Raw genomic sequence first — 15,878 nt, forward strand, 5'->3', positions numbered from 1 at the left:
TCGTGTCCCGGACGCGGTGCAGCGCAAAGCGCGGCTTCATAGAGCCGGGGCACGAGCGCGGATTACTTCAAGAGCTTCATCGGATCCGCCACCTTCTGCTTCAGTTGATCGAAGCTGCATTGCCGTGGCGCCTTGTCGGGGCGCCAGCGCAGGATCGAGGTGCCGTGGCGAAACCGCTCGCCGCTGAAATGATCGTAGCAGATCTCGATCACCAGCTTCGGCTTGAGCGGACACCATTTGGCCGAACGCTCGGTCGACCAGCGGCTCGGTCCGCCCGGCGCGTTGCCGGTGAAGCCGGGCTCGCCGATCAGCGCCTCCAGCCGATCGGTCAGCGCCGGCTTCTCGTTCGCCTTGATCGCCGAGGTGAATCCGACATGGTGCAGCAGGCCTTCATCGTCGTAGAGGCCGAGCAGCAGCGAGCCGACGACGTTGCGGCCGGCGATCTTGTTGGAGGCATACCGGAAGCCGCCGATCACGCAATCGGCGCTGCGAAATTTCTTGATCTTCTGCATGCCGTCGCGATTTCCGGCCTGATAGGGCAGATCGATCCGCTTGGCGATGACGCCGTCCGAGCCGCCACCGGACTGAGCCAGCCATTTTTTCGCGATGGCGTAGCTCGTCGTTGCCGGTGAGAGATGGAAACTGCTGGCCTTCAGATTGGCCTTTGCAAAAGCCTCCAGCGCCGGCCGCCGTTCGCCGAGTGGCCTCTCGGCAAGCTGCTTCTGTTTTGCCGTCGCGAGCAGATCGAAGGTGAGGTAGAGCGCCGGCGTTTCCTGCGAGAGCTTCTTCACGCGGCTTGCGGCGGGATGAATCCGTTGCAGCAACGCGTCGAAGGAAAAGCTCTTGCCGTGCGGCACGACGATCTCGCCGTCGAGCGTGAAGCGATCGGCTTTCAGCGTCAGCGCGGCAGCGACGATCTCGGGAAAATAGCGCGTGAGGTCCTCGCCGGATTTGGAGCGCAGATCGATGCGGCTGCCGTCGCGCAACAGCAGGCAACGAAAGCCATCCCATTTCGGCTCGTACTGCCATTCCTTGCCGCGCGGGATCTCGTCGACCGACCGCGCCTCCATCGCAGCGAGAGATGTCGATTTGCGCGTGCGCTTTGCAGGAGGGGCAGGCAATGGCCGGGACTCGTCATACGCTGGACACGTCCCATCAACGCAAAACGGCCGGCTTTCGCCGGCCGTTGTCGAAAATAAACTTGCGGGAGGCGATCAGACCGCCGACGTGATCCACTGCTGCAGCTTCGCCTTCGGCGCCGCGCCGACCTGACGGGAGGCCATCTCGCCGCCCTTGAAGATCATCAGGGTGGGGATCGACATCACGCCGTACTTCGACGCGGTCTTCGGGCTCTCGTCGACGTTGAGCTTCACGATCTTGACCTTGTCGCCCATCGCGCCGGCGATCTCGTCGAGGGCGGGCGCGATCATGCGGCAGGGACCGCACCACTCGGCCCAGAAATCGACGACGACGGGACCGTTCGCCTTGAGCACTTCGGCTTCGAAATCGGTGTCAGAAACCTTGCCAACGGCCATGGGAGTACCTCGTTCGGTTGAAGAGAATCGGCGCGACCTGGAATCGCGCCGGGGATCATGGCGTCAACCTATGAACGGCCTGTTGCCGGGTCAAGGATGCTCACGCCGACATGAATGGATGCCAGCGCCGCGTCCAGCGCGGGGGCTGAAATCTCCATGTATTCAAGGGCCTCGGTCCAGAGCAGGACCGCCCTGACAGGCTTTTGGGGATAAAGCCGCGCCAGCACCGCCCGATACAGCGCAAGCTGCCGGACGTAGGCGACGGGTGCCTCGGCCGCGCTTTTGGGCGCCGCCTGGTTGGTCTTGAAATCGACGATCAGCACCTCATCCGGACGGACGACCAGCCGGTCGATCTGCCCCGACACAAGCGCCGGCGCCCGGCCCGGCCGCTCCAGCCGGCCGGCGATGGCGACTTCGGCGCGGCTGCCGGCGGCAAAGACCGGCGCAAAGCGCGGTTCGGTGATCAAGGCCAGCACCTTGTCGGCCAAAGCGGCGCGATCGGCGTCCGGCCAGTCCGCGGCGTTGCGTGCCATGAAGCCGAGTGCGGCCTCGCGCCGGCGTTCCGCGGCGATATCGGGCAAGGATTGCAGCAGACGGTGCACCAGCGTCCCGCGTTGCAACGCGAGGGCGCGCGTCTGCACCGATTCGCCTGTCCGCACGCTGCGGCCATCCTCGGCCGACTGGCCGGACGGACGCACCAGATCGTCGTCGACGGTCTCGCTCGGTGCCGGTGTTCGCAGCCACTCCGGCAGCGCGACCGCCTGGTCCACAGTTGCCGCCGGGACACCCAGCGCGGTGACATCCTCCGGCCGGGCGAATCGGGTCACCTTGCCGAGCGGCGTCTCGATCACCTGCTTGTCCAGGCCCGAGCCTTTGAGCCCGGTGTCGACCAGATCATACCAGCTCAGCTTGCGAACCGTCTTCATGTTGCCGGGCATGCAGCCGCCGACGATCAGGCGGTCGGCCGCACGTGTCATCGCGACATAGAGCAGGCGGCGATATTCGTCCTCGGTCTCCTCGAGCATGGCCTTGCGCGCGTCGGCGACGGGCTTGGGGTCGTCGGCCTTGCGGCCGGCCCAGACCACGACCTCGCCGCCATTGCCGCGGGGCACGTGGATCAGCCGGACCCGCTGCGAATCCGCGGGCGACGACGTGGTGTCGACCATGAACACGACCGAAGCTTCCAGCCCCTTGGCGCCGTGCACGGTCATCACCCGCACCTCGTCGCGCGAGATTTCCATGTCGCGCTTCACCTCGGTGTCGGCCGAGCGCAGCCAGGCCATGAAGCCCTGCAGCGAGGCCGGCGCCTTGCGCTCACAGCTGAGCGCGAGCTCCAGGAATTCGTCGAGTGCGTCGTTGGCTTCATGGCCGAGCCGGCGCAGGATGCGCGCACGCCCGCCGTCGCCCCCTAACAGCCAGGCGTAGAAGGCGAACGGCGTCTCCTCGCGCGCACGGCTCTCGCAGGCCTCCAGCCGCCGCAGCACGGAATCGAACTTTTCGCTTCCGGCCGCATGCTCGCCGAGTGCGCGGCGCAGCGAGCCCTTGCGGTCATAGGCCAACTGGAACAGGTCGTCGTCATCGAGGCCGAACAGCGGGCTCTTCAGCGCCACCGCGAGCGCGAGATCGTCCTGCGGCAGCAGCAGCGCGTCCGCGAGGTTCATCAGGTCGATGATCGCGATATGCTCGGTCAGCTTGAGCCGGTCGGCGCCGGCCACCGGGACGCCGGCATGCTTCAGCGCCTGGATCACGGCATCGAACGCATTGCCGCGCCGGCGTACCAGGATCAGCATGTCGCCATAGCGTAGCGGCCGGCGCTCGCCCTCATGCCCGGTCAGCGTGCCGCTCTCGACCAGCCGTTTGATCTCGGCCTGGATCCGGCGCGCCAGTTTGACTTCGGGGCTGGTGACCGCAACACCGTCGAACGGCGCGCGCCAGCCCTCGATGTCCTGCCGATCGTCGGCTTCCGCGAGATCCCAGAGCTCGACGACGCTTGGACCAGCATCGCTGAGCGAGTTGTGCAAGGGATGGCCGACGTCGATCGAATGGATGCTCTTGTAGATCGTGGGGTCGCGGAAGACGTGGTCGACCGAATGCAGGATCGCAGCACCCGAACGGAACGAGTAAGTGAAGGCGACGGGGTCGAACTTCAGCCCGGCAGCTCTGAATCTGCGATCCAGCTCTCGCTTGCGTTTGTCGAATTCGTGCGGGTCGGCACCCTGGAAGGAGAAGATCGACTGCTTCTCGTCGCCGACCGCGAAGACCGTGCGGTTCAGCCCCTCGCGCGCGCCTTCGCCGGCCGTGAATTCGGAGATGATGTGGGCGACGATGTCCCATTGCCGCGGGCTGGTGTCCTGGGCTTCGTCGATCAGAACGTGATCGACGCCGCGGTCGAGCTTGTAATGCACCCAGCCTGAAGACACGCGGTTCAGCATCGCCAGCGTCTTGTCGATGAGGTCATCGTAGTCCAGCAGGCCGCGCTCCTGCTTCTCGCGGCGATAGTTCGCGGCCGCCGCGGTCGCGATGTGCAAGAGCGCCGCGCTGCGGTCGCGCATGGTCACGGCGCGGCGCTTCTCGACAAGTCCGCTGATGCGTAGCGCCTCGTTCTCGAACAGACGGGCCACGGACGGGTTGTGCTCGCCAAACTTCTTGGTCAGAACCGCCTTGCGCGGCAGCTTTTCGTCGGTGAGGAAGACGCTGAGGTAAGCATCGACCTGCGCGCCGCCGGAAAAGACCTTGGCCTCGCGGAGCCGGCCGGCCTGGTCGTTGTCGGACTTGCTGCCGTCCTCCAGCGCGAGGGCGATGTCGTCCCAGCGCGATCGCGGCAGGTAGGGTCCGTCGAGAATCTCCGTCTCGACGTCCTCGATGCGGTCGCTCGCATCGACGCCCAGCGCCGTCGCCAGCTGCGCAGCCGCCGCTTCGGCGTTGCCGGCCTCATCCGTCCAGGCCATGAAATGATCGCGGCTGAGACACGCTTCGCGCACGACCTCCTTGAAGGTGACGTCGGCGGCGCTCGCCATCGCGGTCAGCAAGGCGCGGCCCGTGACGCTGTCGGGATCGCGCGCGGCCTCCAGCAGCACCTTCAGATTGGCGCGCTCCATCATGTCGGTCTGGTCGCGCTCGTCGATCACGGCAAAGCGCGCGGGTACGTTGGCCTCGAAGGGAAATTGCTGCAGCAGGCGCGTGCACAGCGCGTGGATGGTCTGCACCTTCAGCCCGCCCGGTGTCTCCAGCGCGCAGGCGAACAGTTTTCGTGCGTCGCGGCGAATTTTCGCGCTGGGATGCGGGATGCCGACCGCGCGGATCGCTGCGTCGAGCCCAGCATCGTCCAGCGTCACCCAATGTCCCAGCGTGGTGAACACGCGCTCGGCCATGTTCGCGGCGGCCGCCTTGGTGAAGGTGATGCAGAGGATCTTTTCCGGCGGCACGCCCGATAGCAGCAGGCGGATCACCCGCTGCACCAGCACATGCGTCTTGCCCGAGCCGGCATTGGCCGACACGAACGCCGACGCAGTCGGATCGGACGCGCGCCTTTGTGTGTCGCGAACGGCATCGGGGATGGGGCGCGGTGCTTTCACCATTCCTCGATCCCCAGGCCACCGGCCGCCGACCATTCCTTGATCCGGGCGAGATCGTCATAGGTGCCGTAGCGGTTGGTCCACATCGGCAGGTTCAGCGAGGTGTAGGGCTGGTTCTCGTCGTCGAAGGCGCGGATCAGCGCCTCTAGCTTCGCCCGCGCATCGGCGGCTGCGGTGTCCGGTGGGATTGGCTCGTCACTCTTGTTCACCTTGAGCTGGACGATGCGCTCCTCGCCCGCCGGATTGTTGCCGCTGAGCCGGACATAGACCAGCTGGCTCACCGAGGAGCCGGCGTCGATGTCGGGAAAGCCGCCCTCGCGCAGGATCGTGGCCTCCAGCGTGAGCTGCGGCGACAGGCCCAGGCGCACCTGCTTGTCGCTCGGCGGCTGGCCGGTCTTGTAGTCGAGGATGGCGTAGCCGCCGCCCTGGCGTCGCTCGATGCGGTCGGCGCGGGCGGAGAGGCGGAAGCTGCGCTCGCTGTCCAGCCTGATCGAAATCTCGCCACGGGTCTCGGCCTTGATCGCTTTGACCACGTCACGGCGCGCCGTCTCCCATTCGCCGAACCAGCGCGCGATGCGCTGGAAGCGCGGCCACCACAGCGCCCGCGCCTCGGGCCGCTCCATCAGCGGCGCGAAATGCTTCTCTCCGATCGCGCGCAGCACGCGGGCGGGATCGTCCGGCAGATGCGTCGCATAGCTCTCCGTGAACTCGCCAATCGCATCGTGGATAGCCGAACCGCGGTCGGCGGCCGAGAGTGGCATGTCGACGGGATCGAGCCCATCGAGCCGCAGAATGTGCTTTGCGTAGATCGTGTAGGGATCGCGCAGCCAGTCCTCGATTGCGGTGACCGACATCCTGAGCGGCCGGGTCGCTCGCGGCGGCCGCGGCTCGGGCTGCTTGACCGGCCTGACCTCGTTCGGCTGGTCCAGTGCGCCCGCGAACTTCACATATTTCTCGCCGGCGCGAACGGCCGCCTTCCAATGACCGTCGCCCGCAACCGCCTCGAGCCGATGCAGGAAGCGCGAAGCCACCGCCGGCGCGCCGCCGGCCTTGGCGGAATGGGTCAGGATCACCTCGCCGCCGCCAAGCAGCTGGGCGAAGTCGTGTGCGGAGAGGCCGATGCGGCGCTCCGGAAGATCGAGACCAAGCTCGTGCCGCATCGGCCGGCTCAGCCAGGGATCGATGCGCGGCGCCGGTGGCCAGACGCCTTCGATCAGCCCGCCGACGATGATGCGGTCGGCCTGCATCAGGCGCGATTCCAGCGGTCCGTAGATCTGCAGCCGCGCACCCGGCTTGTCGCGCCGTCGCACCGCGCGGTCGCTGAACGCGGTCTGGAAGAGGTCGGGATAGTCTGGCAGCGTCACCATCAAGCCGCAGGTCCTGCCGCCGCGCAGGAGATCGTCGAAGGCGCTGGCAAGGGCGAGGCCTTCGCGTTCCTCGAAGGCCAGCGGGATGCCCTGCTCGTCGCGCGACAGCTCGATCATGATCTCGCGATGGCGGTGCGCGAGCTCGGCGAAGTCGAATGGCTTTGACGATGCGAGGCTCTCGATCGGCGCCAGCGCCTTCTGCAAAGTGTCGATCAGGGCCTGGATGCGATCGATAGCCTCGGCCTTGAGACGCGCACGGGGCTCGGCCTTGTGGAGCGCGGAAACCTCGCTGCGCCACAGCTTGGCCAGCTCCTCGCGAAAACGATTGAATTCGCGCAAGAGGCCAGCCGTGCCGGCAGGCGGGCGCGTGCCGCGCAGGACTGCAAGCTCGAGGTCTTCGATCGCCGCTTTCCATGCGCCAGGCAGCCGGCCGAGCCGGCACAGCGGATGCTTCAGCATCGCCAGCAGCGTCGGCGGCTCCAACCCCTTAGTGGCGGCTTCCGCTACAAGGCGCGCAAAGACGCCGGCAGGGGTCTCCATCAGCACGTCGCCGCCGGAATCGTCGAACGCCAGATTCCAGCGCGTGAGTGCGGCCATCACGCGCCGCGCCAGCGCACGGTCGGGCGTCACCAGCGCTGCGGATTTGTCGAGATGCCGTGCCTCGCGCATCGCAATGGCAATAGCGAGCGCTTCCATCTCCGGGTTGGGAGCTTCGACGACGGCGAGGTTCGTCATGCCGCCCGCGATCTTTGCGGCGACATCCGGCTGCTTCAGCCGGTCGTGCCAGACTTCCGTCTTGGCGGAGGGCCGCATCGACTCGGATGCGAGCAGATCGCGGCCGCTCTCTGCCGGCGGCTGGAGAATCTCGACGTCGCTGCGCTTGATGCCGAAACGATCCAGCAGCGCGTGCAGGGCGTATTGCGGATGGTTCGAGGCCGGATGCTCCGCGAACTTGCCGAGCGAATCACGCACACCGCCGATGCTGCGCCAGGCATCGTCGTCGAGATCGGTGTCGAGACCCGGCAACACCACGGCGCCATGCGGCAGCGAGGCGACTGCGTGCAGGAATTTCGCGGTCGCCGGCATCGAGCCGGTCGAACCCGCCGCGATCACGGGGCCATGCGGATGCGCGGTCAGACGTTTGGCTTCCGCCGCGATCAGGAGGTCGCGCCGCGCCGCCGGCTCGATCCGGTTGATCTCGGCGAGATGACCGGGCCAGGCGATGCGGGCGATGCGCAGGAATTCGAGCGAGTGCTGCCAGTAGCGGTCGAGATTGTCCGGTGCGAGACCGTCGAGCGCGCTCCAGTCGACGCCGCGCGTCACCATGTCGTCGATCAGCCGCGCGAGGTCGCCTGCGAGCGCCAGCGTCGAAGCGGGTCCGCCGACCACCAGTGGCGACAGCACCGGCCCCTTGGCCCAGGCCCCGACCAGTTGCGCCAGCGTCAGCCGTCGTTCGAGCTCGCCAAGCCGCGGCGGAATGTCGAGCGGCGTTGCGCCGGAGAACTGCTCGCCCTCATTGGCGAAAGCGAGCTCGTCCTCGTCGATGTCGCCGAGCGCGACGATGCGCGGCAGCACCACCGCGTCCGCCCCCATCTCGTCGAGGAAGATCTCGCGAACCACGCGCATCGCGCGCCTTGTCGGTAGATACAGCGTGGCATCCGCCAGCCGTGCCGGTTCCTTGCGTGCCTCAAATCCGTCGACCAGCCGTCCCTCCAGCAGAGCGGAGACGATCGTGCGCAGGAACGGAACTGAGAGGGGAACGCTGAAGACGCGCATGGCTGCCTGATTCGGAGGATCAGGCGCCAATATAGGGAGGCGGATTCAAATGGATATGGGTGAGCGGAGATCGTCCCCGTTGTTTCCCACCCCACCGCTCTCGTGCCCCGGATGCGGCGCAGCACGCAGTGATGCGCTGCTGAGCCGGGGCCTATTTCCCTTAGTCGAATTTGCGAGTTTTCTGGGTCCCGGCTCTGCGGAGCGGCACTTCGCGCCGCACCGCGTCCGGGACAAGCGAGCAGCCCTACGCTACGCTCTCCAGGAACGCCTCTTCCGCGGCGTGCACGGCGTCGGGCGTGCCGACATGCATCCAGACGCCGTCGAGGCGGAGGCCGAATAGCCGCTCCTGCTCGCCTGCGCGGTCGAACATCTTCGTCAGCGAGAACTCGCCCTGCGGCGCGCCTTCGAAAATCGACGGCGACAGGATCGCAGCGCCGGCATAGACGAACGGAACGACCTCTTTTTCTTTGCGCTTGCGCAGGGCGCCGTCCGGCAGCATGCCGTAATCGCCGCGGCCGCTATAGCCGATGCTGGTCGCGGTCGGCGCCATAAGCAGCAGGATGTCCATGCGCGCTGGGTCGAAGTTTTCGGCGAGCCGCGTCAAATTGGAGCGCACGCCGTCGATCCACAGCGTGTCGGAATTGACGTGGAAGAACGGTGCATCGCCAAGCAGCGGCAACGCCTTGACCACGCCGCCGCCGGTGCCGAGCACCTGGTCGCGTTCGTCCGAAATCGTCACGCGCGGAAGCTGGCGTGTTGCGACGTGATCGATGATCTGATCCGGCAGGTAATGCACGTTGACCACGGCCTCGGTCACGCCGGCCTGGCCGAGCTTGTCGAGCACGTGGTCGAGCAGCGGCTGGCCGGCCACCGGGACCATCGGCTTCGGCATCTTGTCCGTCAACGGACGCATGCGCAGGCCGAACCCTGCGGCGAGCACCATGGCTTTGGTCGGTTTGACGGACATCCTTCGCTTTCCAGACCTTTCACGTTCGCGGCGATCCTAACACGAGGATCGATCAGCCGCACCGCATCTCAATCGCCTTAACTGCCCGCCGTGACGGTTGTACGACGGGGCTGCCGTCATGCCCCGACGGCTGCGGAACGCGCCTTTTTCTTCTTGTCGCCGACTTTCAGGAAATTGACGCCGACCTGGTCGCCATTGACCCAGGCCAGTTCGCAGCGCCGGTACGCGAGGCCGGTGGACGACAGCAGCAGAAAGAACTCTTTCAGATGGAGGCCCTCCACCGAGCCGTCGATGGTCAGCTTGGCGCCGGTCTCGGAGACGTCCTCCATGGTGCAGTCGCGCCGCCAGGTGCCGTCGATCCCCATCATCTGCGCCGAGATCCCGCGCTCGAAAATAACCCGGCTGTTGCCGCGCTGGTCTGCCTTTACCGCCATCTGTCCGCTCCAGCCCTGTATTCATCCGGCTGCCTCGCCGCCAGAATACCGGCGCCTTGGCTAACAGCCGGTAAATCGGAACCCCGAATCAGGCCTTCGGCGGACTTTGGGGCGGTGGGACGTTGGCAAGGTACCAGTCGCGCAGGGAGCTCAGCGCGGGATGTGCCAGCGAGCGCTGGAGGTAGGTCCAGATCCGCGGCTGGTGACGCAGGTAGTGCGGCTTGCCGTCGCGGCGGTTGAGGCGGGCGAAGGTGCCGAGCAGGCGCGTGTTCCGCTGTGCCGACATGATGGCATAGAGCTCGGCGAAGCCGGCCGGATCGAAGCCGGCATCGGCAGCGCGCCGCGCCTTGATGTAGCGCGACAGCAGCGTCAGCTCGACGCTCTCGGGCACGTCGATGCGGGCGTCCTGGAGCAGCGACACCACGTCGTAGGATTGCGGACCGAGCACGGTGTCCTGAAAATCGATCACGCCGACGCGCGCGATGCCCGTGCGATCCGCAAGCCAGATCAGGTTGGGCGAGTGATAGTCGCGGATGATCCACGTCTTCGGTGCGGCCAGCGGTTTCTTCAGCAGCTCGCGCCACATCGCGAAAAATTCCGAGCGCGCCGCCGGGCTCAGCGGCGCGTTGCGATCGGGCAGGTACCATTCCGGCATCAGGCCGATCTCGATCAGCAGCGCCTCGGTATCGAAGACAGGTATGGCGTAGGTCTGATCCGCCAGCGGCAGCGTGTCCGGCAGCGTCTGGCCGTGGAGTGCGGCGAGCACATCGGTCGCCGCCTCGTAGCGCTCGGCGATCGGGCGCGGCGGGTCGCCTTCGACCACGCCTTCGCTGCCGAAATCCTCGGTGATCAGGAAACCATGGTCGAGGTCGGAATGGTGGATGATCGGCGCCGAGATGCCCTGCGCGCGCAGGCCTTCGTCGATGGCGACGAACGGCTTGACGTTCTCGGCGAGATGCACCGCGGCGCTGTAGGATTTCCCGTTGTATGTCGCAGCACCATCAGGACGCTGCGGAAAATTCATGAGGATGACGATCTCGTCGTCGCGCAGGAGCCGCGCATAGGATCGGGTCGAGGCATCGCCGGCCATGCGGCGACGCGTGGATTCGAGATAGCCGGATACGTCGAGGAATTGGCGCAGCGCCTGCAGCCGCGCGATGGTGGCAGCGCTCTTGCCGTAACCGGTGATGTCGGCAGCGCGCGCGTTCGAGCCCAGTGCGGGGCGATGCGTCAGCGAGATGTCGATGCGATCCTGCGGCATCGCCGACGGCGCACGCTCCGGCCATTCGATCAGGACCAGCGTGGCGTCGGGCAGCGGTGACAGCCCGATCTCCTCGAGCTCGCTCTCGTCCTCGACGCGATAGAGATCGGCGTGCACCACCGGAAACGGCGGCAGCTCGTAGCCCTGCACCAGCGTGAAGGTCGGGCTCGGCACTTCCAGCGTCTCGTCGCCGGCGAGGTAGCGGATCAGCGCGCGGGCGGCCGCTGTCTTGCCGGCGCCGAGATCGCCGGTGAGCGTGATGACGTCGCCGGGGCCGACCAGCAGCGCGAGGTCGGCCATCAATTGCGCAGTGGCCGTCTCGTTGTGAAGCGCGACGGAGAATGTGGTGGGCGCGCTCATTCGGCGGCGTCGCGATGCGCCGCCTGGTCGGTCGGGAAGTCACAGATCACGACCGTGCCCCGGCCGACGATCGAATCCACCCGCACGTTACCGCCATGCAGCTCGACGAAGGAGCGCACCAGCGACAGGCCGAGCCCGGCGCCGCGGTGACGCGAGCCCTGCGAGCGGCTTTCGAACCAGTTGAACACCTTGTCCTTCATGTCGGCAGGTATTCCAGGCCCGGAATCTGTCACGGTGAAGACCACGCTGCGCTCGGTGCGCCGCGCGCTGATGCCGACGGTGGAATCCTGTGGAGAAAACCCGACGGCGTTGGCGAGGAGGTTATAGAGCACCTGCACCACGCGCTTCTCGTCGCCGGAGAAGCTGCCGATATCGGGCGCGATCTCGACCTTGAGACGGATGCGGTCGGTGGCGAGCCGGTCTTGGATACCCTCGGCGGCGAGCTCGATGGCCTTGCTGACGTCGACCGGGCCGAGTTCCAGCTTCATGGCGCCGGCGTCGATGGTGGCGAGATCGAGGATGTTGTTGGTCAGCGCCAGCAGCGCGTTGGTCGATTTGGTGACGTAGTCGAGATATTCGGCCTGTTTCGGGGTCAGCGGCCCGGTCGAGGGATCGCTGAGGAAATGCGCGAAGCCGATGATGGTGGTGAGCGGCGAGCGCAGCTCGTAGGAGACGTGGTGGACGAAATCCACCTTCATCTGGTCGGCAGCCTCCAGCGCCTCGTTGCGCTCGCGCAGCGCGCGCTCGACGTTCTCGGTGTCGGTGATGTCCTGGAAGGTCAGCATGGTGGCGCCGTCATGCAGCGGCCGGATCATGCCGTCGAGCACGCTGCCGTCCTTGCGCTCCAGCTTGAGCGGCACGTCGGCGCGGCTCTCGATCGAGGTGACGGCCTCGCGGATCTGGCGCCAGACCGTGGGGTCGTCGAACAGCTGATGGCACCAGCCTTCCACCGTCTGGATGTGCGGCTCGTCGCGCATGGCATCGCTCGACAGCTTCCACATCCGGACGAAGGCCGGATTGAACAATTGCGCCTTGCCGTTGCTGCCGAACACCGCGACGCCCTCGGCGAGGCTGTCCAGCGTCTCGCGCTGGACCCGGATCATGCCGTCGAAGCGGCGGGCGAGCTCCAGGCTCTCGGTGACGTCGTCGAACAGATAAGTGACGCCGCCTTCCGGGTTCGGCGTGGTGACCACCGAGAGCGCGCGGCCGTCGGGCAGGTACCAGGTGTCCTTGGTGGTCTCGACCGCGCGATAGGCCTCGTGCAGCTTGGATTTCCAGGCGCGGAAGTCCGGCTGCTCCGGCAGCTTTCGCGCAGCGCGGAGCTTATCCAGCACGCTGGAATCGTCGGGATTGGCGTCGAGGAAGGTGCGGTCGAGGTCCCACAGCCGGCGGTAGGAATCATTGTAGAAGGCGAGCCGGCGCTGACCGTCGAACACGGCAACGCCGGAGGAGAGCTGGTCGAGCGTACGGCGATGCGCCTCCGCCATCCGCACCAGCGCCGAGCTGAGCGCATCCGCCTCGCTGGCGTCGATGGCGACGCCGACGCTGCCGCGGCCGACATTGACCGCGCGCACGTCGTAGATTCGGCGCTCGCCGCTGACCACGATCGGCAGCCGCGCGTTGAAATTGGCGGTGTCCTTCAGTCCCCGCTCCATCGCGGTGCGGTCGGCGCTGTCGAGCAGCTCCAGCTTGCGCTCCTGCGCATCGGTGACGTTGTTCGCCTCGGTGGCGCGGACATAGGCCGGGTTGGCGTAGGTCAGCGCCCCGTTCTCGCCCTTGGCCCAGATCGGCCAGGGTGCGTTGGCGGCGAAGCCGCGCAGCATCTCGGTCTCGTCGGAGAGTGCGTTGTAGCGAAGATTGGTCTCGGCCAGATCGCGGCGCAGTCCCGAGAGTTCGCGAATCCGGACAATGGCCTGGCCGCCGATGGCGCGGCCGATGGCCTCGAGCGTGTGGCCATGCGCGGTCGTGAGGGTCAGCTGGAACCCGTCGCCGCGGTCACGCAGCGCGTCGACGGCATGATCCATCTGGAGCGCGGGTTCCGGCGGCAGCCAGGTTCCGAAGGCGAGCACGCGTTGCGGCGAGGAGTCGCGCGGCAGCACCAGCGAGACGTCGCCGGAGATCTGCGCGCGACTGTCGCCTGCGGGCCAGGAGATCAGGATCTGCGGCTCGGCAAACAGCAGGGCGCCGAAGCGGTCGGCCTGGAGCTGGAGTTCCCCGATTCGGGCACGCAGCCGCGCCTCGTTCTTCGCCGTGCGCACGCGCGTGCGCATCAACAGGATCGCGGCCATCACCGAGAAACCGAGCAAGGCCAGCGCGGTGGCGAGCACCGCGAGTTCCTGCCGGTTGAAATCCAGCATGATGGAGAGGGTGTCGATGAGGTCGGCCGCCTCGGCCGGCGCAGCCGGCAGCAGCGCTGCAAGAGCGCTTCCCAACAGGCCGTTGCGCACGAGCGATGTGCACGACAGCAGCGTCCGACGCATCGACACGATCACGCCTGACATAGTTGCCCCAAGACCGCACGAATTTACACGCGGCGACCCCCGTCGCGTGCGAATCAAACGACAATACCCTCACCGTGACTCCGCCGGTAAGAGTCCAGATCGTGAACGCAAAGGCGGCCTCTAAAAAATGCCGGGCGAGGGGTTCCAACTCATGTGAGTCGTCGGGATGATTCGGCTGGAGCTGTCGTGCGTTAGCGGCCGGTCGAGCCGAATCCGCCGGCGCCGCGATCGGTCACGGACAATGTCGCGACGGGAACCAGCGCGGCCTGCACCACGGGGGCGATCACCATCTGAGCGATGCGCTCGCCGCGCTTGATCACGAACGGCGCCGCGCCGTGGTTGATCAGGATCACCTTGATCTCGCCGCGATAATCCGCGTCGATCGTACCCGGCGAGTTCAGCACGGTGACACCGTGCTTGGCGGCAAGCCCCGAGCGCGGCCGCACCTGCGCCTCGTGCCCGCCCGGCAGTGCGATCGCAAGGCCGGTCGGCACCAGCGCATATTGACCGGGGGCGAGCGTCATCGGCTCGCTCTCAGGCACCGCGGCCATCAGATCGAGCCCTGCGGCGTCAGCCGTTTGATAGGCCGGCAGTGCCAGGCCTTCGGCGTGTGCCAGTTGCTGCAGTTCGACGGTGACCTCGGTGCTCAAGATGCTGACTCCCGGGATTTGCCGGTCACGCTTTTGGCAACATGCGCGACCAGCTCGATGGCGACCTGTTCCTTGGTCATCCCCGGCCAGGAATCAACCGTGATCTCGCCGTTCCTCTCGGCATTCTTGCTGATGAGGTGCACGGTGTTGCGGTCACCGCCCATCACGCCGGTGGCGGGCGACACGTCATTGGCGACGATCCAGTCGCAGCCCTTGCGGGCAAGTTTCGACTTGGCGTTGTCGATCAGGTGCTCGGTCTCGGCGGCAAAGCCGATTACCAGCGGCGGACGTGCGTCAGTCAGCTTCGAGATGGTGGCGAGGATGTCGGGGTTCTCGACCAGCTGGAGCGGTGGCATGCCGGCCGAGGTCTTCTTCAGCTTCTGCCCGCCTTCGCTTGCAACGCGCCAGTCGGCGACGGCGGCGGCGAAGATCGCGATGTCGGCGGGAAGCGAAGCCTGCACTTGCTCCAGCATCTGCCGCGCCGATTCGACGTGCTTGACCGTGACGCCTTGGGGATCGTCGAGATCGACCGGGCCGCTCACCAGAATCACCTCGGCACCGGCGGCCTGCGCCGCGGCGGCAATGGCAAAACCCTGCTTGCCCGAGGAGCGGTTGGCAATGTAGCGCACCGGATCGATCGGCTCGTGGGTGGGGCCTGCGGTGATCAGCACGCGCTTGCCGGCGAGCGGGCGCGGCACCGGCGGCCGCAGCAGCCGTTCGGCGGCTGTGGCGATCTCGATGGCCTCGGACATGCGGCCGACGCCGGCCTCGCCCGCTTCCGCCATCTCGCCGGAATTGGGTCCGATCAGCACCACGCCGTCGCGCTGCAGCTGCGCGACGTTGCGCCGGGTCGCCGCATTGCCCCACATCAACGGGTTCATTGCCGGTGCCAACAGCACCTTGCGGTTGGTCGCGAGCAGGATGGCGCTGGCGAGATCGTCGGCGTGGCCGTTCGCCATCTTCGCCATCAGGTCGGCAGTGGCCGGCGCCACCACGATCAGGTCGCAGTCGCGCGCGAGCCTGATATGGCCGGCGTCGAACTCGCTCTGGGGGTCGAACAGGTCGGTGTAGACGCGCTCATGCGACAGCGCGCTCACTGCCAGCGGCGTGACGAATTGCTGGGCCGCCTTGGTCAGGACACAGCGGACCTCGATGCGGCGCTCCTTCAGCCTGCGGATTAAGTCGAGCGATTTATAGGCCGCAATGCCGCCGCCGATGATCAGGGTGACGCTGGCCTCGGGAAGGGCGCCGGTGCGCTGGAGCGTGGGGGCGGAGGATGCCGCAGGCGGTGCCGAAAACGGCGTCAGCGGCTCCTCGCGGCCCTCGATCAGCTCCCGCAGGATCACCCGGACCTCTTCCTCGACCGACCTGCGGTTCTTGGCCGAGCGCAGCCGAAGATAGGTTTTGACGTGTTCGTCGAGCTTGCGGATGGTCAGGCTTGCCACGGCGCCA

Annotated in this window: 10 protein-coding genes; all 10 read right to left on the reverse strand. The window is 66.8% G+C overall.

What is annotated here, in order from left to right; all coding sequences use genetic code 11:
- Positions 1 to 62: 62 nt before the first annotated feature.
- The gene (locus tag C7G42_RS01770) at positions 63 to 1,070 is read right to left on the reverse strand and encodes an ATP-dependent DNA ligase (RefSeq protein WP_106947383.1); all 1,008 of its coding nucleotides are present in this window, start codon (positions 1,068 to 1,070) and stop codon (positions 63 to 65) included.
- A gap of 144 nt (positions 1,071 to 1,214) precedes the next feature.
- Complete coding sequence (gene trxA / locus C7G42_RS01775) at positions 1,215 to 1,535, reverse strand: thioredoxin (protein ID WP_007598398.1); 321 nt, start codon at positions 1,533 to 1,535, stop codon at positions 1,215 to 1,217.
- Between the two features lie 68 nt (positions 1,536 to 1,603).
- Positions 1,604 to 5,113, reverse strand: a complete 3,510-nt coding sequence (gene addA, locus C7G42_RS01780) for a double-strand break repair helicase AddA (protein ID WP_199580597.1) — start codon at positions 5,111 to 5,113, stop codon at positions 1,604 to 1,606.
- A complete protein-coding gene (addB, locus tag C7G42_RS01785; RefSeq protein WP_106947385.1) occupies positions 5,107 to 8,253 on the reverse strand; it encodes a double-strand break repair protein AddB in 3,147 nt (1,048 codons plus the stop codon). Before addB ends, addA begins: the two co-directional genes overlap by 7 nt.
- A 244-nt stretch (positions 8,254 to 8,497) precedes the next feature.
- The gene (locus tag C7G42_RS01790; RefSeq protein ID WP_106947386.1) at positions 8,498 to 9,220 is read right to left on the reverse strand and encodes a nucleotidyltransferase family protein; all 723 of its coding nucleotides are present in this window, start codon (positions 9,218 to 9,220) and stop codon (positions 8,498 to 8,500) included.
- 116 nt (positions 9,221 to 9,336) lie between these two features.
- Positions 9,337 to 9,654: a PilZ domain-containing protein gene (locus C7G42_RS01795; RefSeq protein WP_106947387.1), complete on the reverse strand. Its 318-nt coding sequence runs from the start codon at positions 9,652 to 9,654 to the stop codon at positions 9,337 to 9,339.
- An 88-nt stretch (positions 9,655 to 9,742) separates the two neighbouring features.
- Positions 9,743 to 11,275: a tRNA (adenosine(37)-N6)-threonylcarbamoyltransferase complex ATPase subunit type 1 TsaE gene (tsaE, locus tag C7G42_RS01800; protein ID WP_106947388.1), complete on the reverse strand. Its 1,533-nt coding sequence runs from the start codon at positions 11,273 to 11,275 to the stop codon at positions 9,743 to 9,745.
- Positions 11,272 to 13,776, reverse strand: coding sequence for a PAS domain-containing sensor histidine kinase (locus C7G42_RS01805; RefSeq protein ID WP_106947389.1), 2,505 nt, complete (start codon positions 13,774 to 13,776; stop codon positions 11,272 to 11,274). Before C7G42_RS01805 ends, tsaE begins: the two co-directional genes overlap by 4 nt.
- 191 nt (positions 13,777 to 13,967) lie before the next feature.
- On the reverse strand, positions 13,968 to 14,426 hold the full coding sequence (gene dut / locus C7G42_RS01810) for a dUTP diphosphatase (protein ID WP_106947390.1): 459 nt from the start codon (positions 14,424 to 14,426) through the stop codon (positions 13,968 to 13,970).
- Positions 14,423 to 15,871 carry a bifunctional phosphopantothenoylcysteine decarboxylase/phosphopantothenate--cysteine ligase CoaBC gene (gene coaBC, locus C7G42_RS01815; RefSeq protein ID WP_106947391.1) on the reverse strand — a complete coding sequence of 483 codons (1,449 nt, stop codon included), beginning with the start codon at positions 15,869 to 15,871 and terminating at the stop codon, positions 14,423 to 14,425. Before coaBC ends, dut begins: the two co-directional genes overlap by 4 nt.
- Positions 15,872 to 15,878 lie beyond the last annotated feature (7 nt).

It is taken from the genome of Bradyrhizobium sp. MOS003 (assembly GCF_003020125.1).
GTDB lineage: Bacteria > Pseudomonadota > Alphaproteobacteria > Rhizobiales > Xanthobacteraceae > Bradyrhizobium.